The 24,747-nt window shown below is 65.6% G+C and carries 24 protein-coding genes, 1 tRNA gene and 1 pseudogene; 15 read left to right on the plus strand and 11 right to left on the minus strand.

The annotated features are described in order from the left end of the window. Nucleotides 1–7 precede the first annotated feature (7 nt). The 3 genes from kdpC to E5A73_RS14765 are packed head-to-tail and all read left to right on the plus strand — an operon-like array spanning nt 8 to nt 3,959. Complete coding sequence (gene kdpC, locus E5A73_RS14755) at nt 8–604, plus strand: potassium-transporting ATPase subunit KdpC (protein ID WP_135964588.1); 597 nt, start codon at nt 8–10, stop codon at nt 602–604. Further along, nucleotides 601–3,276, plus strand: coding sequence for a sensor histidine kinase (locus tag E5A73_RS14760; RefSeq protein ID WP_240700203.1), 2,676 nt, complete (start codon nt 601–603; stop codon nt 3,274–3,276). The genes kdpC and E5A73_RS14760 overlap by 4 nt, the downstream gene beginning before the upstream one ends. Continuing rightward, a complete protein-coding gene (locus E5A73_RS14765) occupies nt 3,273–3,959 on the plus strand; it encodes a response regulator transcription factor (RefSeq protein WP_135964589.1) in 687 nt (228 codons plus the stop codon). The genes E5A73_RS14760 and E5A73_RS14765 overlap by 4 nt, the downstream gene beginning before the upstream one ends. A 218-nt stretch (nt 3,960–4,177) precedes the next feature. Here E5A73_RS14765 and E5A73_RS14770 read toward each other — a convergent pair whose 3' ends face one another. Continuing rightward, on the minus strand, nt 4,178–5,014 hold the full coding sequence (locus tag E5A73_RS14770; RefSeq protein WP_135964642.1) for an N-formylglutamate amidohydrolase: 837 nt from the start codon (nt 5,012–5,014) through the stop codon (nt 4,178–4,180). Nucleotides 5,015–5,135: 121 nt separating this feature from the next. Here E5A73_RS14770 and cpdR point away from each other — a divergent pair, with 121 nt between their 5' ends. From cpdR to E5A73_RS14785, 3 genes are all read left to right on the plus strand, one after another. After that, complete coding sequence (gene cpdR, locus E5A73_RS14775) at nt 5,136–5,510, plus strand: cell cycle two-component system response regulator CpdR (protein ID WP_135964590.1); 375 nt, start codon at nt 5,136–5,138, stop codon at nt 5,508–5,510. Between the two features lie 60 nt (nt 5,511–5,570). Continuing rightward, nucleotides 5,571–5,645, plus strand: a tRNA-Val gene (locus E5A73_RS14780). A 60-nt stretch (nt 5,646–5,705) separates the two neighbouring features. Then, nucleotides 5,706–6,641, plus strand: a complete 936-nt coding sequence (locus tag E5A73_RS14785) for a methyltransferase (RefSeq protein WP_240700204.1) — start codon at nt 5,706–5,708, stop codon at nt 6,639–6,641. On the opposite strand, the gene E5A73_RS21430 is transcribed toward E5A73_RS14785, so the two are convergent. The 6 genes from E5A73_RS21430 to relB all read right to left on the minus strand — a co-directional run bounded on the left by E5A73_RS21430 (nt 6,628) and on the right by relB (nt 9,692). Beyond that, complete coding sequence (locus tag E5A73_RS21430; protein ID WP_168355941.1) at nt 6,628–6,789, minus strand: hypothetical protein; 162 nt, start codon at nt 6,787–6,789, stop codon at nt 6,628–6,630. The two genes, E5A73_RS14785 and E5A73_RS21430, sit on opposite strands and share 14 nt — an antisense overlap. A gap of 188 nt (nt 6,790–6,977) precedes the next feature. Continuing rightward, nucleotides 6,978–7,130 carry a hypothetical protein gene (locus tag E5A73_RS21435; protein ID WP_168355942.1) on the minus strand — a complete coding sequence of 51 codons (153 nt, stop codon included), beginning with the start codon at nt 7,128–7,130 and terminating at the stop codon, nt 6,978–6,980. A 187-nt stretch (nt 7,131–7,317) separates the two neighbouring features. After that, a complete protein-coding gene (locus E5A73_RS14790) occupies nt 7,318–8,421 on the minus strand; it encodes a hypothetical protein (RefSeq protein ID WP_135964592.1) in 1,104 nt (367 codons plus the stop codon). Between the two features lie 324 nt (nt 8,422–8,745). After that, the gene (locus tag E5A73_RS14795; protein WP_135964593.1) at nt 8,746–9,147 is read right to left on the minus strand and encodes a DUF3597 domain-containing protein; all 402 of its coding nucleotides are present in this window, start codon (nt 9,145–9,147) and stop codon (nt 8,746–8,748) included. A gap of 96 nt (nt 9,148–9,243) precedes the next feature. Further along, a complete protein-coding gene (locus E5A73_RS14800) occupies nt 9,244–9,516 on the minus strand; it encodes a type II toxin-antitoxin system RelE/ParE family toxin (protein ID WP_135964594.1) in 273 nt (90 codons plus the stop codon). Next, nucleotides 9,513–9,692 (minus strand): type II toxin-antitoxin system RelB family antitoxin, encoded by a 180-nt coding sequence (gene relB / locus E5A73_RS14805; RefSeq protein ID WP_135964595.1) that lies wholly within the window; start codon nt 9,690–9,692, stop codon nt 9,513–9,515. The genes E5A73_RS14800 and relB overlap by 4 nt, the downstream gene beginning before the upstream one ends. 119 nt (nt 9,693–9,811) lie before the next feature. On the opposite strand from relB, the gene E5A73_RS14810 reads away from it, so the two are divergent. Beyond that, entirely contained in the window at nt 9,812–10,003 is a 192-nt protein-coding gene (locus E5A73_RS14810; RefSeq protein WP_135964596.1) for a hypothetical protein, read from the plus strand. Nucleotides 10,004–10,121: 118 nt separating this feature from the next. Continuing rightward, nucleotides 10,122–10,730: a BRCT domain-containing protein gene (locus E5A73_RS14815; protein ID WP_135964597.1), complete on the plus strand. Its 609-nt coding sequence runs from the start codon at nt 10,122–10,124 to the stop codon at nt 10,728–10,730. Between the two features lie 47 nt (nt 10,731–10,777). On the opposite strand, the gene E5A73_RS14820 is transcribed toward E5A73_RS14815, so the two are convergent. Further along, nucleotides 10,778–11,794: a HEPN domain-containing protein gene (locus tag E5A73_RS14820; protein ID WP_135964598.1), complete on the minus strand. Its 1,017-nt coding sequence runs from the start codon at nt 11,792–11,794 to the stop codon at nt 10,778–10,780. Continuing rightward, on the minus strand, nt 11,791–14,721 hold the full coding sequence (gene uvrA, locus E5A73_RS14825; RefSeq protein ID WP_135964599.1) for an excinuclease ABC subunit UvrA: 2,931 nt from the start codon (nt 14,719–14,721) through the stop codon (nt 11,791–11,793). The genes E5A73_RS14820 and uvrA overlap by 4 nt, the downstream gene beginning before the upstream one ends. Nucleotides 14,722–14,902: 181 nt before the next feature. On the opposite strand from uvrA, the gene E5A73_RS14830 reads away from it, so the two are divergent. Both E5A73_RS14830 and E5A73_RS14835 read left to right on the plus strand, forming a co-directional pair. Continuing rightward, nucleotides 14,903–16,063 (plus strand): HNH endonuclease, encoded by a 1,161-nt coding sequence (locus tag E5A73_RS14830; protein ID WP_240700205.1) that lies wholly within the window; start codon nt 14,903–14,905, stop codon nt 16,061–16,063. Between the two features lie 209 nt (nt 16,064–16,272). Beyond that, on the plus strand, nt 16,273–17,844 hold the full coding sequence (locus E5A73_RS14835) for a DNA methyltransferase (RefSeq protein ID WP_240700206.1): 1,572 nt from the start codon (nt 16,273–16,275) through the stop codon (nt 17,842–17,844). A gap of 15 nt (nt 17,845–17,859) precedes the next feature. Here the strand turns inward: E5A73_RS14835 and E5A73_RS14840 are convergent, their stop codons facing one another. Beyond that, on the minus strand, nt 17,860–18,471 hold the full coding sequence (locus tag E5A73_RS14840) for a TetR/AcrR family transcriptional regulator (RefSeq protein ID WP_206366504.1): 612 nt from the start codon (nt 18,469–18,471) through the stop codon (nt 17,860–17,862). Between the two features lie 80 nt (nt 18,472–18,551). Here E5A73_RS14840 and E5A73_RS14845 point away from each other — a divergent pair, with 80 nt between their 5' ends. Continuing rightward, nucleotides 18,552–19,655, plus strand: coding sequence for an aldo/keto reductase (locus E5A73_RS14845; RefSeq protein ID WP_135964601.1), 1,104 nt, complete (start codon nt 18,552–18,554; stop codon nt 19,653–19,655). Between the two features lie 165 nt (nt 19,656–19,820). Next, complete coding sequence (locus E5A73_RS14850; protein ID WP_135964602.1) at nt 19,821–20,189, plus strand: cupin domain-containing protein; 369 nt, start codon at nt 19,821–19,823, stop codon at nt 20,187–20,189. Nucleotides 20,190–20,249: 60 nt separating this feature from the next. Here the strand turns inward: E5A73_RS14850 and E5A73_RS14855 are convergent, their stop codons facing one another. Next, on the minus strand, nt 20,250–22,802 hold the full coding sequence (locus E5A73_RS14855) for an ATP-binding protein (protein ID WP_168355943.1): 2,553 nt from the start codon (nt 22,800–22,802) through the stop codon (nt 20,250–20,252). 171 nt (nt 22,803–22,973) lie between these two features. Between E5A73_RS14855 and E5A73_RS14860 the strand changes: the two genes are divergently transcribed. The 3 genes and pseudogenes from E5A73_RS14860 to E5A73_RS14870 all read left to right on the plus strand — a co-directional run. Next, the gene (locus E5A73_RS14860) at nt 22,974–23,345 is read left to right on the plus strand and encodes a response regulator transcription factor (RefSeq protein WP_135964604.1); all 372 of its coding nucleotides are present in this window, start codon (nt 22,974–22,976) and stop codon (nt 23,343–23,345) included. Beyond that, nucleotides 23,345–23,731 carry a response regulator transcription factor gene (locus E5A73_RS14865; protein WP_135964605.1) on the plus strand — a complete coding sequence of 129 codons (387 nt, stop codon included), beginning with the start codon at nt 23,345–23,347 and terminating at the stop codon, nt 23,729–23,731. Before E5A73_RS14860 ends, E5A73_RS14865 begins: the two co-directional genes overlap by 1 nt. 90 nt (nt 23,732–23,821) lie before the next feature. Next, a pseudogene (locus E5A73_RS14870) lies at nt 23,822–24,747 on the plus strand (proline-rich domain-containing protein); the annotation flags it as partial.

Consider the following 24,747-nt stretch of genomic DNA (forward strand, 5'->3'; position numbering starts at 1 on the left):
AAGAAACATGCTCAAGGACTTCACCACTGCGTTTCGCCCTGCGATCGTCCTGACAATCCTGTTCGCGGCCCTGCTCGGGCTTGCTTATCCGGCGCTGCTCACCGGAATCGGACAAGTCGCGTTCCCGGCCCAGGCCAATGGCAGCCTGATCCGCGAGAACGGCCAAGTGATCGGCTCGGAGCTGCTCGGGCAGGGCTTTTCGGCGCCGCGCTACTTTCACGGCCGCCCTTCGGCAGCCGGCAGCGGCTACGACGCCACCGCTTCGGCCGGATCGAATCTCGGCCCGACCAGCCAGACGCTCGCCGATCGCATCAAGGCTGACCTCATCGCGAATCGCGACACACCAGAAGCATCGGTCCCCGCCGATCTGGTGACTGCCTCCGCCTCGGGGCTCGACCCCCATATCAGCCCCGAGGCGGCTTTTTCGCAGGTAAGGCGCGTCGCAGGCGCCCGTCGGCTGCCGCGCGGGCAGGTGGACGCGCTCGTGCGGCAGCAAGTCGAAAAGCCGCTGCTCGGCTTTCTCGGCGAGCCACGCGTCAACGTGCTCGCGCTCAATCGCGCGCTCGACAGGCTGGCGCCGGTAGGCGCAAAAGCCCCCGAGTGAACGAACCTGATCCAAAGGACGGCCGTCCCGACCCCGAAGCCCTTCTGCGCGCCGCCGCGCAGGAGGGCCTCGGCCGTATGAAGGTCTTCCTCGGCGCTGCCCCCGGCGTCGGCAAGACCTATGAGATGCTCAACGAAGGCGCGGCGCGGAAACGCGCAGGCGTCGACGTCGTGATCGGCATCGTCGAGACTCACGGCCGCGCCGAGACCGAGGCGCTGGTGCACGGCCATGAGATCGTGCCGCGACGGCAGATCCCTTATCAGGGGCGGACGCTCGGCGAACTCGACGTCGACGCCATTCTCGCGCGCCGTCCCCAGCTGGTGCTGGTCGACGAACTTGCGCACACCAACGCGCCGGAAAGCCGGCACGACAAACGCTACCAGGATGTCGAGGAGCTGCTCGCGGCGGGGATAGACGTCTATTCCACCGTCAACATCCAGCACCTCGAGAGCCTGAACGACGTCGTCGCCTCGTTCACCAAGGTGCGGGTGCGTGAGACGCTGCCGGATCGCCTGCTCGAAAGCGCCGAGATCGAAGTCGTCGATATCCCGCCCGACGAGCTGATCGAGCGGCTCAAGGAAGGCAAGGTCTATGTGCCCGAGGAAGCGAGCCGTGCGCTCGGGCATTTCTTCTCCAAATCGAACCTGTCGGCACTACGCGAACTCGCACTGCGGCGTGCGGCACAGGCAGTCGATGCGCAGATGCTCGATTACCTCCGCGCGCACGCGCTCGCCGGTACCTGGGCGGGGGGCGAGCGGCTGGTGGTCGCGGTGAGCGAGCTTCCCGGGGCCGTCGAGCTGGTGCGCGCGGCCAAGCGAATTGCCGATGCGTTGCGTGCGCCCTGGACCGCGGTCTACATTGAGACGCCGCGCACCAGCCGCTTCAACGATGCCGAGAATGCGCGGCTCGCCGCGACGCTGCATCTGGCTACCCAGCTCGGCGGGCAGGTTGCCTCGGTGCCGGCAGTATCGGTGCTCGAAGGCCTCAAGCGTTTCACCACCGAGGCGCGGGCAACGCAGCTGATCGTCGGCAAGTCGATGCGCTCGCGCTGGTTCGAACTGCGCCACGGTTCGGTGGTCGATCGGCTGGTGCGCGAGACGCCGGGGATTGCCGTGCATGTGCTGCCGATGGCCGAGAGCGTGCCGGCCGTGGGCGACCGTACGCCGCGACGGAAGGGAAGCGGATGGGGAAAGCCTGCAGGCTATCTCGTCGCATTCGGGCTCGTGCTGCTGGTGACGCTACTCGGCGCGAGCATCCTCGCGGCGGGCAACATCACTAATATCGGGCTGCTCTATCTTTTGCCGGTGATGGTCGCGGCGACTCGCTACGGCGTGCGGACGGGGGTGGTCACCGGGCTGGTCTCGTCGCTCGCCTATAACTTCTTCTTCATCCCGCCGACGCGCACGTTCACGATCCAGGATCCACAGAACATCCTGACCGTCCTGGTGCTGCTCGCAGTCGCGGTGGTCAGCAGCCAGCTCGCCGCGCGGGTGCGCGATCAGGCGATGCTCGCCCAGCGCAGCGCCGCGCAGAACAGCTCGCTCGCGGGCTTCGCCCGCCAGCTGACCGCGGTGAGCAAGCGCGACGAACTCGGCCAGCTTCTCTGTGCAGAAGTCGGCCGGTTGATCGATGCCAATGCGGTGTTGCTACTGCCCGTGCATGGCGAACTTGCGCTCATCGCCGCCGTCCCTCCCGAGGACCGGCTGGAGGCAATCGAACAGGCTGCGGCGCGCTGGGCGTTCGATCACAACACGCCTGCCGGGCGGGGGTCGGATACATTGACCGCGTCGGAATGGCTGTTCCACCCATTAGCGGCGGGCGGTCGGGTGCTCGGGGTGATGGGGCTGGCGCGTTCGGACGCATCGCGGATCCGCTCGGATCAGCTGCCGCTGCTGCTGAGCCTGCTGGATCAGGCCTCGCTCGCACTCGAACGGATCGCGTTCGAGGCCGAGATGGCGACAGTGACCCAGCTCAAGGAGCGCGACCGGCTGCGCGCGGCCTTGCTCTCCTCGGTAAGCCATGACCTGCGCACGCCGCTGACGACGATTCTAGGCATGCTCGCCGAGATGCGTCCCGCCTCCGACGAGCAGGCCGGGCAGCTCACCGCGGCGCGCGGCGAGGCCGAACGGCTGCACCGGTTCGTCGCAAACCTGCTCGACATGGTCCGCATCGAGTCGGGCGCGCTGCGCCAGTCGATCGAGCCGGTGGACCTCGCCGACGCCGTCGCATCGGCGGTGCACGATTTGCGGCGCACGCTCGAGGGGCATGCCATCCAGCTCGATATCTCGCCCGAATTGCCCTTCGTCACGGTCGATCCGCAGCTCTTCCATCACTGTCTGATCAACTTGCTCGAGAACGCCGCCAAATATGGCGATACGGGCTCGCCGATCACCGTCGCGGCTCGGCGCCAGCCCGGTGCGCTGACGTTGAGCGTGCTCGACGATGGTCCCGGCCTGCCGCCCGGAGAGGAAGTCCGGATCTTCGAGACGTTCGCGCGGATCGAGGGATCCGACCGCAAGGGCGGCACGGGGCTGGGCCTCGCGATCGTCAAGGGCTTTGCCGAGGCGATGGGCCTCACGGTCAGCGCTGCGAACCGCAGCGATCGTTCGGGTGCCTGCTTCACGCTTCACATTCCCGAAGCGCATCTCACAAAGAGCATGCCGAGCGAATGAGCCAGCGAGCGATGATATTGGTGGTCGACGACGAGCCCGCGATCCGTCGTTTGCTCGGCGCCAGCCTGACGCGCGCCGGCTACCGCGTCAGCGAGGCGGGCAACGCGCGCGAGGCGCTCACCGCCGTGCAGATCGACAAGCCAGAGGCAGTGTTGCTCGATCTGGGCCTCCCCGACCGCGACGGGCTGGAACTCGTACCTCTGATCAAGGCCGCGGGTGCCACAGTGATCGTGGTTTCGGCACGCGACGCCACCGAGGAGAAGGTGACTGCGCTCGATCTTGGCGCCGACGATTACGTCACCAAGCCCTTCGACACCGAGGAGGTGCTGGCGCGGGTGCGAACCGCGCTGCGGCACCGTCTGTCGGTAGAGGCCGCGGCGCCGGTGGTTCGGCTCGGCGAAATCGAAATCGACCTCGCGGCCCGGTTGGTCCGCAGGGACGGTGAGGAGGTTCACCTGACCCCGAAAGAGTTCGGCTTTCTCGCCGAACTCGCCAAGCATCCGGGTCGGGTGGTGACGCACGTCCAGTTGCTCCGCGGCGTCTGGGGTCCCGGACACGAGCGCGATGTGGAGTATCTCCGCGTCGCTGCGCGGGGTGTGCGTAGAAAACTCGAGGGAGGAGACCCCACAACCTCGCTGATCCGCAACGAGCCCGGCGTCGGCTATCGTCTGATGGGCGCTTGACCCGCTAGCGGCTATTTCATGCCCACTTATCTGAGCGCGCGATCGGTTGCACGTCGGTCAGGCACGGTTCCTCGCACGGCCTTGAACTCTTTGGCTGCTCAACTATATTGCTTGGTACGGCATCGTGTCCCCCCTTTCACGACGCCGTGTGACACGCCTTCGGGCGTGTCTCCTCCCTGAACCTTGGCCACCTCGTGCCTCGCGCACGAGGTGGTTTTTTATTCGGCGGCGAGCGCGCTGGGCAGGGCTTCGTCAGTAACCGCGTCGATGATCGCTCGGAGCAGCCGAGTTGTGGCAGGCAGCCCTTCCCCCGGGCCGTCCAGCGCCGCGTCGAGATAGAGCCCGCGATCGAATTCGAGCTGAATCGCGTGGATGCCGCGCCTTGGGTCGCCGTGGCGCTCAAGGATATGGCCCCCCGAATAAGGCGCGTTCGCCGCAGTAGCGACTCCATGCGCTCGCGCCACGCCTTCGATCCTGCCGGTGAATCGCGCCGCCGCCGACTTGCCGAAGCGGTCGCCGAGCACGAGGCGGGGCGCGCTTTCCGGCGGCCCCAGCGAAGGCATTGAATGGACGTCGATCAGCACCGCCACGCCGAACCGCGCCCGGGCCGAGGCGAGCGCTGCGGCGATCCCGGCATGATAGGGGCGGTGATCGGCTTCGATTCGCAACTGAACCTCGTCGGAGGACAGGCGACGCTGCCAGATGTCTCCCGAATTCCCGACACGGCGCGGGACCAGCCCGAGCCCGCTGCGCAGCTTGGCGGATTGCGGGTGGCCGATGCTCGCCGCACCATCGTCGAGCCGCGGATCGCGCTCGTGCTCGGCGCGGTTCAGATCGATCCAGGCACGGGCGCGCTGCGCCACGAACAAGGTTTCCGCCCGGCGGGCGTCGAGCCCGAGCACGTCGGCATAGCGATCTTCGAGCCCTTTGAGCGCGGCCAGCGGGACGCGCAGTGCCGAGCGGAGCGCCAGTGGGTAGTCGCGCCCTGCATGCGGCACCGACAGCACGACCGGCGTGGCCGGCTCGAGCGGGCCGTTGCGTACAAAGGAGGACATGCTCGTCACTGGTCCCTGCCTAGGCACGGCACGCCTTGTCAGCAATCGCCAGTAGTAAACTTGCTGGAAATTTTTAAAGGCTTTGCGCATAGAATGGCGCCTTAGATTGGTTGGGGTAGTGATGATCCGGATTCTGCTGGCCGAGGATGACCGCGTGATGCGGGAATACCTCACCCGCGCGCTCGAACGCTCGGGCTATGCGGTCAGCGCAGTGGATCGTGGGACCGAGGCGATTCCCTTGCTCGAGGCCGAACGATTCGACCTGCTCCTCACCGATATCGTCATGCCCGAGATGGATGGGATCGAACTCGCCCAGCGGGCCAGCGAGATGGCGCCGGAGATGCGAGTGATGTTCATCACCGGTTTCGCGGCGGTGACGCTCAAGGCCGAAAAGCAGGTTCCGCAGGCACGGGTGCTCTCCAAGCCGTTCCACTTGCGCGACCTCGTGCTCGAGGTAGATCGCATGTTCCAGTCGGAGAATGCGGGGTTCAATTGATTTAGCGGTCGGAGGCGCTTGCGCGGGGCCGAAAGCCTCGCTAAAGCGCGCCCTCCTTGGGGGCGTGTAGCTCAGTGGTAGAGCACTGTGTTGACATCGCAGGGGTCGCAAGTTCAATCCTTGCCACGCCCACCATCAAAGGAAGCCCGCGTTGAGCCCTTTGGCTCCGCGGGCTTTTTTGTGCCTGGAGATATGATGACCCGAACCGATGCAGCGCTGGTCCAGCTTGTCGAAGCGTTGCGGCGACGAGACTATCGTTTCGTCACGCCGACGCCGGCGACGCATGCTCGCGTACTTGCCCGCCCGGACCGCGGCGCGGCGCGGGATCTGGAGGACGTGCTGGGCTGGAGCCTGCCGTTCGCGGCGTCGCTGGTCGACGCCGAACTGCTCGGGTTGCTCGAGGCCGGGGGCGCTTTGGCGGCGACGGCGGACGGGATGTATCGCAGCCGGTTCCGGGTGTCGCGGCTCAAGGACGCGCTCTATTTGCATTCGGCATATCCGACCGACGCGGCGGATTCGGTGTTCTTCGGGCCGGACAGCTACCGGTTCGCCGATTTGATCGAAGCCGAACTCGGCGGCGCGCCGACCCCGCCGGGGGCCGTCATCGTCGATATCGGCACCGGCTCCGGCGTGGGCGCACTGGTCGCGGCGAAGCTGTGCCCTGGCGCGGGGGTGTGGATGACCGACGTCAACCCGGCGGCGCTGCGGCTGGCGGCAATCAACGCGGCGGCGGCGGGTGTCCCGGTTCGCGCCGTCGAAAGCCCCACGCTCGATGCGATCGCCGAGCCGATCGACCTGGCGCTGGCCAATCCGCCCTATATCATCGACCATGGCGCCCGGACCTACCGCGACGGCGGCGGGATGCTCGGCGGGCAGGTGTCGGTCGACATGGCCGCCATGGCAGCGCGGCGGCTGGCATCCGGCGGTAGGCTCATCCTCTATACCGGCAGCGCGATCGTCCGCGGCGAGGATCCGCTCGGCGCGGCGCTGGCAGCGCTCGCGCACGCGGAGGGATGCGATCTGCGCTACCGCGAGCTCGACCCCGACATCTTCGGGGAGGAGCTCGACCAGCCGGCTTATGCCGAAGTCGACCGCATCGCGCTGGTCGCGGCGATCTTCACGAAGCGCTAGCCGGGGTGGCGACGCGCATCTTGGCGGCGATGCGGGCGGCATAGCTCCGCGCCAGTTTCTGGTGGGCGATCCGGGCCGGCGCACTCGCCGCGGCGGCCGCGCGGGCGACTTCGTCGGCATGGCGCCGATTCAAATAATCTAGGTCCATTGCAAGCTCCTGAACATCAGTAAGCGGGAGCACGGGTCCTGTCTCTCAGCCACCCGGCGCTTACGAAACAGCGTGCCGGTGGTGAGTCGCGGCATAGCATGACGCCGCGGATTTTGCCAATCGCGCGCGCCACCTGGGGCGCGCGAAAAGCCAAGCAGGGCACGGCAGCAGCCGCGCCCCGGAGCAGCTCAGCCGAGCACTTCGCGAACGGCGGCGCGGGCGATTTCGCGCGGGCACGGCTCGATCGGGAAGAGGCGGCGGTGAACGGGTACGAAGGCGTCGAACGCAGTGCGCGCGCCGCGGGTGATCTGGGTATCTTCGATATGCGTGAAAAAGTTCATTCTGATTCCAATTGGGGTTCTGAAGATCGTCCCGCGCGGCAAATGCCGGCCGGTTGCACGACGCACGCGCCGGTGAAGGGCGATGCACGTTCGTACGCTCGGACAAGGAACGAAGGGCGCCGGAGTTCCATCGGAACAGCCGCGATGCGGCGGGCGCTTTCCCTATTATGGGAAGAAGCACCGGATCTTACAAGTCGGGCGCCGGAATATCGGGATCCGGCGCCGCCGACTCGGCCGCGTCCTCGGCGTCGAGAGCGGCGGCTTCCTGCGCGAGCGCGGCGAGCCAGGCGTCGCGTCTGGCCCATTCGACCCGGCGCTGCCGCGCGATCACCCTGTCGTCGACCGCCACCAGCGCGGCCTCCTCGTCGCGGCTCAGCGCGCGAGCATAGTCGCCATCGCCATATTCGCCGTCCTCCTCGCGGTCGAAATCCTCGGGCGGCGGAAAGCAGGTGCGCCATTCGTCGGCGATCTCGTCCCACCATACCGGGAGACTGCGGTCGGTGATCGGCGGTTGACTCGCTTGACTCGAAACGGGGTTTTCGGGGGCGAGCTTGACCAGCCCGGCGGCCTCGGCGCGGTTCCATTGCTCGCCGTTCCAGGTGGCGCGCTCGGCGGGGTCGAGATCGGCGGTGACGACCGGCTCGGCGATGTCGGTGTGGGTGCGCAGCCATTTGTCGGCGCGGGCGAGCGCGCGGATCGGCGCGAGATCGTCGTTGCCGGCGGGCTCGACGCGGGCGCCGAGGAAGACGCCGGCGCGCGCCGGCCCCGCGTCGCGGCCGATCAGCTCGAGATATTGGGCGAAGTCGGTGGCGATCAGCCGCGCCGCGGCGGCGGCGGGCTCGGCCTGGCTCGCCATCCGGTCGAGGCGGTTGAGCATCGCCATCGCGAGGCGATTGTCGTGGCGGTGGCGGGTGACGATGCTGCCGTCGTTGCGGGTGAGGGTTTCGCGCGTCCCCTTGAACGCGCGCTCCATCAACTCGTCGGCCAGCGCATTGCGCGCGAGCAGCACCGCCGCCTGCCAGCCGAGCGCGAAGCTCTGCCCGCGCGGGCTCTGGCGCAGCGCATAGGCCGATTGCTTGGAGAGCCCGACGATCGCCGCAGCCTGGACGACGGTGTGGCCCTCGGACAGCGCCTCGAGGAAGGTTCGCTGCTTGTCGGGCGTCCAGCCCTCGTAGCGCGCCGCGCCGCCGGGGCTGAAGCCGTGGAACGCGGCGTAATCGATGGGGCGGGGGGCTTCGAAGCCGATGTCGTCGGTATCGTCGGCGGGCAGGATCGCGGTCTGGGCGTTCATGGGCGTGTCCTCATGCGGTTTCGACTCGGAGGACTCGCCAGATATGCCGGAACGGGGGTTGTAGGAAAGCGAAAAGTTCGCGGTTTGTTCTTGTTTTGGGAGGTGTCAATCTGACGCGTATGCGCAGCTATGAGGGGTTGAAGAAGGATTGTTCACGCGAAGACGCGAGGACGCGAAGAGGGCCGGGAAAGCGCCGCGGCGCGGCAGATAGCCGATCGTGCCGATTATCTGCCGCTGACGCGGCGCTGCGGGCTGGCGGCGGGCCCTTGGCGCCTTCGCGCCTTTGCGTGAACCGCTTCTTCTTTAAGGCGTGCGAGCCGGGTCTCAGTCCTTGAGGCTGGCCGGGACTGTGCCGCCGCTCTTTTCGAGCTCGCGCATCACTGCCTTGTGCAGCCAGATGTTCATTTCGGCCGAGCCGTCGGTAGCGCCGGTATAGCCGAGCTCGGTGGCGAGCGCCTTGCGGTTGTCGAGACTCGAATCGAGACCGACCAGCTTCATCAGGTCGACGATCGAGGTGCGCCAGTTGAGGTCCGAGGTGCCGCGCTCGGTCTCGAACACCATCAGCACGTTCTCGACATCGACCGGGCCGGCGGGGGCGGCGGATTGCTGCATCTGCGGCATTGCCGGGGTCTGGGGTGCCTGGGGGGCGGCCTGCGCGGGCGCGGCGGGCTTGGCGGCGGCCTTGTGGCCGAAAATGGCGTCCTTGATGCTGCCGAAGATGCTCATGGGGACTGCTCCTGTACGGGCGCGGGATGCGCGGGCGTGGCAGGAGAACGCGCGAGCGGCGGGGAGGGTGCGGGCGTGCGGCGAGCGGTGGTGTGGTCAGGGGTATTGCTGGCGGGCGTGGAGGACGGCGATCACTTCGATGATCTCCGTGACGCGGTACACCAGGATGTAGTTCGGATGGACGAGCGCTTCGCGGGTGCCTGGCACGCGGCCGCGACGATACATATAGGGATGTTCCGGCAGGCGATCGGCGGTGCGGCGAATTGCCTCGCCGATCGTGCGGGCAGCAAGCGGATTACGCACTTCGATGAAGTCGACGATCGCCTCGAGATCCTCCAGCGCCCCGGGGTGCCAGACCGGCGGGATCATCCGCCGTCTGCGCGGCGATCGATAATGGCCTGCATCCGGGCCATGACTTCGTCATGCGGGATGCCGGGCGCCTTGGACGCCATGCGCGCCTCTACCTTCGCGCGGAACCATGCATCATAGGCTTCGGCCTCTTCGGTCGTCGCGAATTCCGACTCGATGGGCGAGAGCTTGGTCATGCGTGGAATATAGCGCGGGAGGGTGACTGCGGGAAGGGATGGGCGCGGAGGCTGTGAATCCCGGGGATGACCGGGGGCAGAGGCTTCGGGAATCGTTCGCTTTATGCTCTCGGATGCGGATGGCCGATACCACCGTGCGCGTCATCCTCGACTTCAAGAGCAAGCGCCAGCACGCGGACATACGCTGCCGCGCGTGCGGCTGGCACGTGATCGTGCCGCCCGACAACGTCAACCGGATGTTCTCGCCTTTGCTCGGGCTGAAACAGGCCGAGGCGACGCTGCGGGCGCTGTATCGGGAGTATCATGGGTGAGGGGTGATAGCTGCTCTCGACCGTTCTCGTGCGACAGCGCTTTTGCCGGGGACATGGAGGGGTCTGTATTGATGTAACTCGAAATTGGTAGCAGCATACAAGTTGGGGAGGGCCTAAGATGTCCAATGAGGCACTGCATAACAAGCTAGGCGGAGACCGAATTACCTCTCGTCAGATCGATGAACTGATTGGCATCGCTCGTGGGGTTGCGGCCGACGGGCAACTTAACCAAACCGAAGTCGAGTTCCTGCAAAAGTGGCTGGCAGCCAATGTAGACATCAGCGACCAGCCGGTCGTGAGGACCCTGTATGATCGCGTTAATGCGATCCTTCGCGACGGTGTAGCCGATGCGGAGGAATGCAGTGAGCTGCTCGACACGCTCAATCGCTTTGCAAACCGCGATTTTGAACTAGGTGAAGTCCTGAAGCCGACTGGGTTGCCGCTGTGCGACCCCGCGCCAGTGCTGACGTTCACGGGTACAAGCTACTGTTTCACCGGCACCTTCAACTACGGCCAGCGCAAATATTGCGAGCAGGCCGTCGAGGCGCGTGGTGGAAGCTGCGGTGGGCTGCGGAAGAGCACGAACGTGCTGGTAATCGGCGCCTATGCCACATCATCGTGGAAGCATTCGTCGTTCGGCAACAAGATCTTACAGGCATGCGAGTGGCGAGACGTCGGTTTGCCCATTTCGATTGTGGCGGAAGAGCATTGGGCGCGGCACCTGTGACTCGGAGCGCGGCTTAGAACCGCCGGACAGACCTAACACCCCACAGGTTAGCCTAGCCTCAGTTGTTCATTGAAGTCAAAATCGATGGCATCATGTATGACGGCAGTCCATAGACAAGAAATCAGCAAGATTTGTAGAAAGTGGCCATGTATCCAAACCTCATCAGACTCAAACGAACTGTCCGAACCATCTAAAAATGCATTAGGAACTGGTAAATCTCCGTGAAGTAAGCGAGATCTAAATCCGTAGGCATTTCGAATTTGCTTATTCAAATTTGTGAATTTTATTTCACTAGAAAGAAGTGGCAATCTCTTCTTTAATTGATTGGAAATACTATTATTATTGTCGCAAACTAGCGCTTCAAGAGCTGCGGTAGCCCAAATCAGACGAGTGACATCGTTGCCTCCGGATGAGGGTGATGTCGTGTGAGAGAAAAAGCTCATTGCTTTCTCTACACGGGTCCTTGCAGATCCTGACCAAATACCGGAGCACTTTTTGCTCCAAAGAAGAATGGTATCTAAGTTAACCGGAGAGGTGATTGGCGCAGAGAGAAAGTCAAAAGCGTCCGGAGTCCGGTGGATGCTTAAAATCTCGAATGAGCTAGTTCCGAAATCATCATCATTAAACCGGCAAATAGGTAGGTCGTAATGCACGGCCGATGCGTAGCAAACGCTGGCAAGAAACAGTACGATGTGACAAAATCGTTCTAGTTCAGATGTAATAGTGTATCCAGAAAACTCATGGAAAGTGAGAGGATAATTTTCATCCATGGAATCATAGATATCTTTTAGCCGTCCTATGTCATAACCAAACAAACTAAATTCTACGGCGCGATGGGTTTTGGACGCAAGGGAGCGTCCATTAAGGCGTGACTCTTCATCGGTAATTGGCCTAACGGTGATTGAAACCTTATCGAGAAAGCTTTCGGGTAAATATTCTCTTACTAAAATTTCACGACCGTTAAGGTCGTGACTAGCTGCGTCTTCAAGTTGATGCAGCCAATCTACGTTCAGAAAATGGTGACGCCAAAACTGAACGGAGAAAGAGGCATCAGCAGCCCTCACTCCGCCGCCACCGCTTGTTTCGCGCCCTTCCCCCGCTCCAGCAGCGGCGCCAGATACCGCCCGGTAAAACTCCGCGGCTCCTTCGCCACCACTTCCGGCGTGCCCTGCGCGACGATCTCGCCGCCCTTGACGCCGCCCTCCGGCCCCAGGTCGAGGATCCAGTCGGCGGTCTTGATGACGTCGAGATTATGCTCGATCACCACCACGGTGTTGCCCTGCTCGACCAGCGCGTGGAGGACTTCGAGGAGTTTGCGGACGTCCTCGAAATGGAGGCCGGTGGTAGGTTCATCGAGAATATAGAGCGTCTGGCCGGTGGCGCGGCGGGCGAGTTCCTTGGCGAGCTTGACGCGCTGCGCCTCGCCGCCGCTGAGCGTCGTCGCCTGCTGGCCGACCTTGACATAGCCGAGCCCGACTTCGGCGAGCATCGCCATCTTGTCGCGGATCGGCGGGACCGCCTTGAAGAACTCGAACGCGTCCTCGACGGTCATGTCGAGCACGTCGGCGATGCTGCGGCCCTTGAACTTCACTTCCAGGGTTTCGCGGTTGTAGCGCTGGCCGTGGCAGACGTCGCAGGTGACGTAGACGTCGGGGAGGAAGTGCATCTCGATCTTGAGCAGCCCGTCGCCGGTGCACGCCTCGCAGCGGCCGCCCTTGACGTTGAAGCTGAAGCGGCCGGGCTTGTAGCCGCGCGCCTGGCTCTCGGGCAGGCCGGCGAACCAGTCGCGGATCTGAGTGAAGGCGCCGGTATAGGTGGCGGGGTTGCTGCGCGGGGTGCGGCCGATCGGCGACTGGTCGATGTCGATCACCTTGTCGAGATATTCGAGCCCGGTGATCCTGTCGTGCTTGCCCGCCAGGATGCGCGCGCCGTTGAGCTGGCGCGCGGCGGCGGCGTAGAGCGTGTCGATCGTGAAGCTCGACTTGCCCGAGCCCGAGACGCCGGTGATGCAAGTGAAGGTGCCCAGCGGGATGCTGGCGGTGACGCCGGTGAGATTGTTGGCGGTGGCGTTGTGCACCGTCAGCTTCTTGCCGTTGCCCTTGCGGCGCTTGGCCGGCAACGGGACTTCGCGGCGGCCGGTGAGATAGTCGGCGGTGATGCTGTCCTCGTTGGCGAGGACGTCCTCCAGGCTGCCGTGCGCGACGATCGCGCCGCCATGGACGCCGGCGCCGGGGCCCATGTCGATGACGTAGTCGGCGGTGCGGATCGCGTCCTCGTCATGCTCGACGACGATCACGGTGTTGCCGAGATCGCGCAGCCGGCGCAGCGTCTTGAGGAGCATGTCGTTGTCGCGCTGGTGGAGGCCGATGCTCGGCTCGTCGAGGACGTAGAGCACGCCGGAGAGGCCGCTGCCGATCTGCGAGGCGAGGCGGATGCGCTGCGATTCGCCGCCGGAGAGGGTGCCGCTGGTGCGGTTCAGGTTGAGATAATCGAGCCCGACATTGTTGAGGAAGCCGAGCCGCTCGTCGATCTCCTTGAGGATCGCGCGGGCGATCTCCTTGCTCTGCGGGGTGAGCTGGTCGGGGAGGGTGGCGAAGAAAGCGAGCGCGTCGACCACCGACAGGCGGGTGACGCTGGAGATGTCGCGTGATCCGATCTTGACCGCGAGCGCTTCGGGCTTGAGGCGGGCGCCTTCGCAGACCTCGCAGGGGTGCGAAGCCTGGTACTTGCTGAGCTCCTCGCGCATCCAGGCGGATTCGGTCTGGAGCATGCGGCGGTTGAGGTTGCCGATCACGCCTTCGAACGGCTTCTTGACGTCGTAGCTCTTGCGGCCGTCGACGAAGGTGAGCGTGACCGGCTTGCCGCGGGTGCCGTGGAGGATGGCGTAATGGATCTCGGGCGGGAGCTCGGCCCAGGGCGCGTCGATGCTGAAGCCGAGTTCGCGCGCGAGGCTGCCGAGCACCTGCATGTAATAAGGCGAGGGCGGGTTGGACTTGGCCCAGGGGACGATCGCGCCCTTCTTGATCGTCAGATCGTGATTGGGGACGACGAGATCCTCGTCGAATTCGAGCTTCTCGCCAAGGCCGTCGCACGCCGGGCAGGCACCTTGCGGGGCGTTGAACGAGAATAGCCGCGGCTCGATCTCGGCGATGGTGAAGCCGCTGACCGGGCAGGCGAACTTCTCGGAGAAGACGATGCGATTGGCGGGGATGCCGGCATTCTTCATCGCGCCGGCGTCCTGGGTGTCGTTCTCGCGGCCGGGGGCGACGGCGTCGACCAGGTCGACATAGGCCAGCCCCTCGGCGAGCTTGAGCGCAGTCTCGAAACTCTCGGCCAGCCGCGTGGCGATGTCGCCGCCTGCCACCAGGCGATCGACCACCACCTCGATGTCGTGCTTGTACTTCTTGTCCAGCGCGGGCGCGTCCTCGATCAGATAGGTCTCGCCGTCGATGCGGACGCGCTGGAAGCCGGCCTTCTGCCACTCGGCGAGCTCCTTGCGATACTCGCCCTTGCGGCCGCGGACGACGGGGGCGAGGAGGAGCAGGCGGCTGCTCTCGGGGAGCGCGAGGACGCGGTCGACCATCTGGCTGACGGTCTGCGCGGCGATCGGCAGGCCGGTGGCCGGGCTGTACGGAATGCCGACGCGCGCCCAGAGCAGGCGCATATAATCGTAGATCTCGGTGACCGTCGCGACCGTCGAGCGCGGATTGCGGCTGGTGGTCTTCTGCTCGATCGAGATCGCCGGGCTGAGCCCTTCGATATGATCGACATCGGGCTTCTGCATCAGCTCGAGGAACTGGCGCGCATAGGCCGACAGCGACTCGACGTAACGGCGCTGGCCCTCGGCATAGATGGTGTCGAAGGCGAGGCTCGACTTGCCGCTGCCCGACAGGCCGGTGATCACGGTGAGCGTGTCGCGGGGGATGTCGATATCGACGTTCTTGAGATTGTGCTCGCGCGCGCCGCGGACGGAGATGTGGGTAAGGGACATGGGGGTGTTCTATATCCGTTCCGCTGGAATCACTAGCCCTGAGAGATGGGCGGGCGGGTGCGCTATCTCAAGTCTGGCGCGTTGCATAAATCAGATCTGCCCGAGACCTTCGGCAGGCGGGAGACGCTTTCGGCCGAACTGATCCCGCGGTATCGATCCCGAAACTGGGGGGGGCTGAGGCATGCCGATCTGGAGTGAAGCGGTGAGGAAAGCGATCCAGCGTCACATCGCCAGAACCGGTTCGCCCGTGTTCACCCGCAAGGCGTTCATCGCGTCGCAACTCGGCACGATCGAAGCCGAAACGCGGACATCGGGTCTCACGCCGACTCAGACTTTGGGGCGCGAGCTGCAACAGCTTCGCGATGGAGGCCTGATCGAATTCCTGGAACGAGGCACATATCGCTGGCTCGGCGCCATGCCGCAGCAGGAGGTGGTTACCCCCGTCAACGGAGTCTTCCAGCTCGCGCCGCATCCGGAATCCGGCGAATTGCCGGAACTCTGCTATCGTTTTCAGGAGCGGTGGTTGCAGAGCGCCACACGCATGACCGACCAGTGGATCGTCTATCAGGCGTCGGGACCAGCGCCCGGCGGGGACTATCATGCGGCTGCACGGGTGGAGCGGATCGATTCCGACCCGGATCGCGACGGGGCGTTCCTCGCGCGGATCGCCCGCGGCACGTATCTGGAATTCGGCCGTCCCGTGCCGTTCGAACTCGACGGCGCGATCGTCGAGCGCGGCCTGATGACGATCGACGGCCGACTGGACGACGATCGCGCCGTGCAACCCGTCCGCACGCTTTCACGCGCCGACCTCGACCGGATCCTGGAGTTTGGCCTGGTGAAGGAGGAAGCGTTGTTGCCGCGAACCGACGCGAGCGAGGAAATGACTCTCGCGCCCCGGGTGGCGGAGGACGTCACCCCTTGGCAAGGTCCGATCGATCGCACGACGATGCTCGTCAATCGGACGGTGCGTGACCGCCAATTCCGCAAGCGCGTGCTCGAGGCATACGGCTCGCGCTGTGCGCTGACCGGCATGAAGCTGCTCAATGGGGGAGGGAGGGCCGAGACGGAGGCCGCCCATATCATGAGCGTGGATGCAGGTGGTCCGGATGCCGTCGACAACGGCATCGCGCTATCCGGCACGATCCACTGGATGTTCGATCGCGGGCTGATTTCGCTGAGCGACGCCGGCGACATTCTGCTGTCGCGGAAGATCAACGACCTCGAAAGTGTCGAGCGCCTTATCTTTCCGGATCGCAAGGCGCGGTTGCCCAAAGCGGCGGCGCATCGGCCGCACCCGCGTTATCTGAACTGGCATAGATCATCATGCTTTCACGGCTAGATCGCGCATAAATCGGCGCGCCGGTCGACGATCGACATTTCAGTCGATACTCCGTTCTGGATGCAACAGATCGTGTTCCGTTCGAAAACGGATGCGTGTCCATCTAGAACACAGCTGCCCTCCCTTTAGCAGTTTTCCCCTTGGCGAGGGGGCGCTGGTTGGGCAACAGATTATATTACGGCGACAATCTTGATGTTCTTCGCGCGCATGTGCGCGATGAGAGCGTCGATCTCGTCTATCTGGATCCGCCGTTCAACTCCGAAACCAGCTACAACTTGGTTTTCAAGCCGGCGAAAGGCGAGAGTGCCGATGCCAGCATCCAAGCCTTTGACGATAGCTGGACCTGGGGCGAGGCATCGAAGAGCGCGTTGCTGGACATCGATTGCGGCACCAACCGCTCGCTGCAAGTGATGGCGCGCGCGATGCACGACGCGCTCGGCGACTCGCCACGGATGGCGTATCTGGCGATGATGGCGGTGCGGCTGGTCGAACTGCACCGCGTACTCAAGCCGACCGGCTCGCTCTATCTCCACTGCGACTCGACCGCGAGCCACGCTCTCAAGCTGGTGCTGGATGCCGTGTTCGGCGCGGACAATTACCGGAACGAGATTATCTGGAAGCGCACCTTCGCGCACGGCAACGTCTCGCGCGGCTATGGCGACGTCACCGACACGATCTACTTCTACTCGAAGACGAAAGGCTTCGTCTGGAATCAGCTCTACACCCGGATGCCGGCTGAGAGGGCGGACAAGGTCTATACGCAGTCGGACTCCGACGGACGACGCTGGCAGTCGGTGACGCTGCGAAATCCGAGCATCCGCCCCAATCTCCATTATCCCTACGCTGCGCGGAACGGGGTGACCTATCAGCCCCACCCCAACGGATGGTCGTGCAACATCGAGCGCATGAAACGCTATGATCAGGAAGACCGACTGCACTTTCCGACGAAGGTAGGCGGCGCTCTCCGCCTCAAAATGTACGAGGACGAAAGTCAGGGTGCTCGCTTGCAATCGCTGTGGACCGATATCCCGCCATTGTCGGCAAATGCCCAGGAAAGGCTCGGCTACCCCACCCAAAAGCCCCGCGCCTTGCTCGAGCGGATCATCGCGGCTTCGTCCAACCCCGGCGATGTGGTGCTCGACCCGTTTTGCGGCTGCGGCACCGCAGTCGATGCCGCGCAAAAGCTCGGGCGCCGATGGATCGGGATCGACGTAACCCATATCGCGATCGGCATGATCGAAGACCGGATGCGGCATGGCTATCCCGGCATCCAGTTCGAGACGATCGGCGTGCCCAAGGATCTGGCGAGCGCCGAGCGGCTGGCGGAGGAGGATCCGCATCAGTTCCAGCAATGGGTGTCGTGGCAGGTCGGCGGCTATCCGCGCGAGAAGAAGGGCGGCGACAAGGGGGTCGATGGCTGGTTCAATTATCTCGCCGCCAAGGGGCGGATCGAGACCGGAGTGATCAGCGTCAAGGCCGGAGGGAACGTCAATCCCAACATGGTGCGCGACCTCGGCCGAGTGATGGAGCGCGACCGGCATCGCTTCGGCCTGTTCGTGCTCAAGGGTATGCCGACCAAGGGCATGCGCGACGAGGCGGCGTCGCAGCCGGTGATCGAGACCGAGTTCGGCCGGTTCCCGGCGCTCCAATTCGTGACGCTGGCCGAATTGTTCATGGGCCGGAAGCCGAACCTGCCGCCGCTGATCAGTCCGGTGAAGAAAGCATCGCGAGTCGAGATGCGCACCTCGCACCAGGCCGGGGCGCAGGGGAGCCTGTTGTAGCGGCGCAAGCCGACGCTACGCCGGCCAGCAGGCCATCGCCATGTCCACGATCCGCAGCAATTTGTCCCGCCCCGCGCCGTCCTTGGCGAGCGTCGACATGCCCTGGATCACGGCGAGGACGTGGCCGGCGAGCGCGTCCGCGTCGGTGGCCGGCGGGAGTGCGCCGGTGGCGACGTCGGATTCGATCCGCAATCGCAGCCGCGCTTCGATGTCGCGGCGGATCGTGGCGAGCTCCTCGCGGATATCGGCGGCGGCGGGAGAGGCGATGACCAGGGAACTGGCGAGCAGGCAGCCCGCGGGGGTGTCGTCGCCGGTGTCGCCCAATGCGGCGGCGCGGAGCAGATTGGCGGCAGCGTCGCGTGCGGTGGGGGCGCTGTCGATGATCTCGGGGACGGCCTTGCCGCCCTGGAGATAGCGGTCGACCGCCGCGCGGAACAGGCCGCCTTTGTCGCCGAACGCCGTGTAGAGGCTCGGCGGGGTGATGCGCATCGCCTGAGTCAGTTCGGCGACCGAAGTCGCTTCATAGCCATACTGCCAGAACAGCCGCATCGCCGCATCGAGCGCGGCGTCGCGATCGAACGACAAGGGCCGGCCGGTGCGGCGCGCGGGGGCTTCGGCTAGTTTCATAGCGATCGCTATATAATGGTTGACTGCGCGCGGCAATGGGCGGCAAGGGGTTTGCTAACGATCACTATGGAAGTTGTAGCATGGCGCTTACCGATTATCGCACTTTGGGTCGCTCGGGGCTCGCGGTCAGCCCGCTGGCGTTGGGGACGATGACCTTTGGCATGGCGCGCTGGGGAATGGAGCGGGCCGAGGCGGCGGCGGTGTTCGACGCCTATGTCGAGGCCGGCGGCAATCTGGTCGACACCGCCGACGTCTATGCCAGCGGGCGCGGCGAGGAGATGCTGGGCGCGATCATCGCCGAGCGGGGTTTGCGTGACAGCCTGGTGCTGGCGACCAAATCGGGCTTCGCGGCGGGGCAGGGGCCGCATGCCGGCGGCAACGGCGCCAAGCATGTCCGTGCCGCGCTGGAAGGGTCGCTGCGCCGGATGGGAACCGATTATGTCGATCTCTATTGGGTGCATGTGTGGGATTCGGTGACGCCGGCCGAGGAGTTGCTCGAGACGATGGCCAGCCTCGTCCGCGCCGGCAAGATTCGTTATTGGGGAATCTCGAACGCGCCGGCCTGGTATGTCGCGCGGATCGCGACGCTGGCGGCGGTGCGCGGGCTGCCCGGGCCGATCGCGCTGCAATATTTCTATTCGCTGGTCAGCCGCGATATCGAGATCGAGCATGTCCCGCTGGCGCAGGACATGGGGATCGGGATCATGCCGTGGAGTCCGCTGGCTTATGGCCTGCTGACCGGCAAATATGACCGTGCGACGGTCGAGGCCGGGGCGCCGCGCGCCGGCGGGCTGCCGAGCGATGCGGGCAACGGCGAGGCGCGGGCCGAGGGTGACAAAAGACTGGATGGTGCCAATCCGTTTGGCGATTCGCTGTTTACCGAGCGCAATTGGGAAATCGTCGAGGCGCTGCGCGGCGTGGCCGAGGCGATGGGCGAGAGTCCGGCGCGGGTGGCGCTGGCCTGGGTGCTGGCGCAGCCGGGAGTCGATACCGCGCTGATGGGGGTGAGCCGGGTGCGCCAGGTGCACGACAATATTGCCGCGACCGATCTGGCGATTCCGGCCGAGCATCTCGCGACGCTGGCAGCGGCGAGCGTTCCGCCGACGCCGTTCCTCTATGGCCTGTTCAGCGATGCCGCCCGGCAGCAGATCGTGTTCGGCGGGAGCGCAGTGCGGGCGCGGTAGAGGGCGAGATGCGCACCTGCCGCGCCGAGGCGCGCGCGGCCGGCGGGAGCGCCTGGAAAAAAACGGAGCGATGCCAAAGGGGTGGCACGCCGTTTGTGCGCATCCAATCCGGAACCCCCGCGCCCCGCGCCGGTTGAGCGCTGCGAACCATAGGGAGCAACCGCAATGGCCGTCTTCAACAAAGACCTGATCGAAGCCGCGACGAAGAACAAGTTCTTCCAGAAGGAAGTCTATCTCGACAAGAAGGTGCAGATCGTGATGATGCACATCGAGCCGGGCGACGATATCGGCGAGGAGACGCATCCCGCCGATCAGGTGACCTTCTTCGTCTCGGGCGAGGGCCAGGCGGTGGTCGACGGCAGCCGCACCAAGGTGGTCGCCAATCGCGTGATCGTCATCCCCAAGGGCGCCAAGCACAACATCATCAACAAGGGCGAAGAGCCGCTGAAGCTGTTCTCGATCTATGCGCCGCCGGCCGAGGATCCGGGCGTGGCGCACAAGACCAAGGCGGACATGGAAGCGGCCGAGGAATAAGCCGGGCCTGATCCAGCGCGGTGGAGCCGCCCGTTCCCCGGCCTGTGCCGGGGAACGGATTCAGGCTGGCTGGGCGAGCGCCTCGATCGCCTCGCGGACATGGCCGCGACGCGATTCGGGCGGGCAGGTCTCCAGCGCGTCTTCGAGGTCGGCGGCGCGGCTGCCCAGCGCGGCTTCCTTGAACATGCCGGCAGAGCCGGCGAGTTTGTGGAGCAGGCCGCGCAGTTCGGCGATCGATTCGTCGTCGAAGCGCTCTGCCGCGGCGATGCTCTCTGCGCAGGCGAGCAGTCCGGCCTTGCGCGCATCGTAGCGGGCGCGCAGCGCGGGGGAGATGGCGAGTTTGGGAGTCGGCGCGGGCACGGCTTCGGGCGCTGGCAGGGCCGATGCCGGGCGCGTCCAGCGGCGCATGATCTTCGACAGATCGGCGAGTTGGACCGGCTTGGCGATGTGCGCCTGCATCCCCGCGACGATGCATGCCGCGACATCGTCGGCATAGGCATTGGCGGTGAGCGCGAGGATCGGCAGCGTCTCGGGGCCGAGCCCGGCGGCGCGGATCGCGCGGGTGGCTTCGAGGCCGTCCATCACCGGCATCTGCATGTCCATCAGCACCAGATCGAACGGAACGCCGGTGCGCCGCGCAAGGGTGGCGGCTTCGAGCGCCTGCGCGCCGTCGGGCACGGTGACGCTGGCATGGCCCAATTGCGCGAGCATCGCTTCCATCAGCGCCTGATTGACGTCGTGGTCCTCGGCAAGGAGGACGCGGAGGTGGCGTTCGGGCTGTTCCTCGCGCGATTCGACCGGCGCGGCATGCGCATCGGCCGCGTCGGCGAGGCGCAGCGGCACGCGCAGGGTGAAGCGCGTGCCGACGCCCGGTTCGCTGGTCAAGGTGAGCGAGCCGCCCATCAAGGTGGCGAGCTGGCTGCTGATCGCGAGGCCGAGCCCGGTGCCGCCGAAGCGGCGTGCGGTCGACTGCTCGGCCTGGACGAACTGCTCGAAGATCGCCGCCTGGCGGTCCTCGGGGATGCCGATGCCGGTGTCGGCGACGGTGATCTCGATATTGGCGCGGCGATCGTGCCAGCCGCGGCGCGCCTCGATCGAGACGCTGCCGGCCTCGGTGAACTTGACGGCGTTGCCGAGCAGGTTGAGCACGATCTGGCGCAGCCGCAGCCCGTCGATCAGCACGAACATCGGCAGCTCGGGCTCGACGTCGAACCACACGCGCAGGCCCTTTTGGGCGGCGGCGGGCTCGATCAATTTGACGCAGTTGCGCAGCGCGTGGCGGAAATCGACGCGTTCGGGGGCGATCTGCATCTGCCCCGCCTCGATCTTCGAAATGTCGAGAATGTCGTTGAGCAGGCGCATCATCGCCTTGCCCGAATCGACGATCAACTGGGCGTGGCGCTCCTGCTGCGGCGTGAGATCGCTGTGGAGCAGGAGATCGGCGAAACCGAGCACGCCGTTCATCGGAGTGCGGATCTCGTGGCTCATATTGGCGAGGAAGCTCGACTTGGCGCTGGCGGCGGCCTCGGCGCGGGCCAGCGCGGATTCGAGCTCCTGCTCGAGCTGCTTGCGCTGGGTGACGTCGCGCAGCGAGGCGATGACTTCGACCGGCGCGCCCGTTTCGGGATCGCGGACGAGGCCGCAATTGGCTTCGATCCAGGTATCCACATCGGGCGTGGCGCGCTTGCGGATGCGATTGGCGATGACGCCGCGCTCGATCTCGCCGCGGACGAGCCGAGAATAGAAATCGAACAGCGCGGCGCGGTCCTCGTCATGGACGAGCGTCGCCATCGAGGCGCCGACGGCGAGCTCGGGCTGGGCGCCGAGCACCGGCTCGGTCGACGGCGAGGCATAAGTGATGATGCCGTCGAGGCCGATCCGGAACACGGCGTCGGTGGCATTCTGCGCGAGCAAGGCGAGCTGGGCTTCGGCGATCTCGCGGCGGGCCATGTCCTGCTCGAGCCGGTCGTTGGCGGCATGCAGCGCCAGCATCCGCGCGCGGCGGTCGCGCAGCACGAGCAAGGCGAGCAGGAGGACGAGGAAGGCGCTGCCCACGAATGCGATCTGGACAGGCTTCTGATAGGCATTGGCGCGGCGGAGACGCTGGGCGAGCAGGCGCTCCTCCTCGGCCTCGATCTCGCCGATGACCTGCAGCAGCCGTCCGCGAATCTCGCGCGCGGTGGTCCCGCGCAGAAGCTCGAGCGCCTCGACGTCGCGGTCGATGCCGTGCAGCCACATCGAGCGCTCGCTGCGGGCCAGCCGTTCGCCGACGAGCGCCGCCAGCCGCGCGACGCGAATGCCCTGGTTCGGATTGTCGGACGTGCCGCGGCGCAGCGCGTCGACTTCCTGCGGGAGTTTGCCGCGCACTTCGACGAAGATCGCGCGATCCTCGGCCTCGCCGGTGAGCAGAAAGCCGCGGCGCGCCGATTCGGCGCGCAGGATGAGGATACGGACCTTCGACAGCCGGTCGCCGAGTTCGAAGGTATGGCGAACCCAATTTTCGGCATTCTGCTTCTGCCAGGCGAGCCAGACGCCCGAACCGGTACAGCAGATCAGCAGCAGGAACACCGCCACGATCATCGTCCGCGATCGGCGGGGATTGGTATCCGTCATCATCGCGTTTCCTGAAACTCCCAACCTTACCTATAGAATGCAATCCCTAACTTTCGGGCCGCGGTGATGACCGGCGCCCTCGCGATTTGTCCTGAGTTGCGACTTCGCCGGGTTCCTGCGCGTTATCCCCCGACTGTGGCGCCGCGGCGCGCGCGAGCATCGAGGGACGGAATGGCGCGGATCATCATCGCGGACGACGACGAACTGGTGGGCGAGATGGCGCGCGACGCGCTGATCGCGGCGGGACACGGCGCCGGGCTGGTCAGCAACGGCGACGATGCGCTCAAGATCATCAAGGCGCGACGCCCCGATCTGGTCATCCTCGACTGCAACATGCCCGGGATTTCGGGCGTGCTGCTGGTCCAGGAGCTGCGCAAGACGACCGAATATGCCAACCTGCCGGTGATGATGCTGACCGGAAGGCGCAGCGAGCGCGACGAGGAGCTGGCGCGCTTCGCCGGCGCCAACGACTATATGAAGAAGCCCTTCGATCCGGACGAGCTCGTCTTCCGCGTCGAAGAATTGCTCGCGGCGAAACGCTGATGGCACGCATCATCTATGTCGAGGACGACGAGCTGGTCGGCGAACTGGTCCAGCAAGTCCTCACGGCCGCCGGGCATATCGTCGGCGTGATCAATCACGGTACGCTCGCGTTCGAGACGATCGCGTTCAAGAAGCCCGACCTCGTCATCCTCGATCGCGGGCTGCCGGGAATGAACGGCGTCGATATCCTCACTGCGCTGCGCCGGCTGCCGGGGCTGTACCTCACGCCGGTACTGATGCTGACGGCCAAGGGCGGCGAGGACAATATCGACGAGGCGATGGGGGCTGGCGCCAACGACTATCTGGTCAAGCCGTTCGAGCCCGAGGAACTGGTCCGCCGGGTCGAGCAGGTGCTCAAGAACAACATGTTCCGCCGGGCCGAATAATAGCTTTCAATTGGTTGCACGCGACAGTCATGCTTTGTTCAGTGCCCCGGACAGATGCTGGCGCCGAAACAAAACAACCGGGAGGCAGGGATGAACTGGGCAGTTGCGGCGCGGCTGGGCACGATAAGCGGCGCGCTGGCGCTTTCGGCCTGCATGATGCCGTATGACGGCGGCTACGAGCCGGCACCCCCGCCGGCGTATAGCGACATGGAAAGCCCCGACCTCTACGCGTTCATCGACCGCGCGGACTCGCTGTGGGAAGCGATCGGCGACGCGCCGCCCGATTATGCCTTTGCCTTTGACGGCGCCGAGCCCTGGGCCTGGGAGTTGCAGGACGGGCAGCGCATCGTCGTCGAGGAAACCCAGGACGGCATCCAGAGCTATTATTTCTCCCCCGAAGACCGGGGGCCGTTCCTCGCGGTGCGCCCGGGAATGAGCTTCGGCTTCGAGGGCGAGACCGTGGCGGTGGTCTATGGCCCCGACGGCGGCGCGCTGCCGCGCGAAGCCGGCGCCGCGCATCTCGGCGAAGGCGCCGAACTCTATGCGCGCGGACGGGCGCTGCTGCGCGCGATGCTGCAGAGCCAGCGCCGCGAAGTCGACAGCCAGGCGTGGATCGACACCGGTCCGATCATCTGGGGCAGCGTGGCGCTGTGGGACTTTGGCTGGCAGCGCCATCCCGGCTGGGGCCATCACCGCGATTCGGTGCGCGACGCCGGCTGGCGCCACCGGCTGACTGCCGAACGGCTGCGCCGCCAGGCGCTGGCCGAGCAGTTCCGCCGCTGGCGCGAAGGCGGCTTCCAGGGGCCGCCGCCGGGGCGCTTCCACCGGCCCGGCGACGGGCACGGACCGGGGATCGGGCGGCCAGGCCGGCCCGATGGTCCGAACGGGCGGCCCGGAACCGATCGGCCGCACCAGCCGGGACAACATGGCCGGCCGCCGGGCGCGCAGCCGGGCCGTCCGCGCCAGCCCGATGCCGGACAGCCGGGATCGCGGCCGTGGCGCGGCGGCTGGCGACC

The sequence above is a fragment of the Sphingomonas gei genome, assembly GCF_004792685.1.
Classification (GTDB): Bacteria; Pseudomonadota; Alphaproteobacteria; order Sphingomonadales; family Sphingomonadaceae; genus Sphingomonas; species Sphingomonas gei.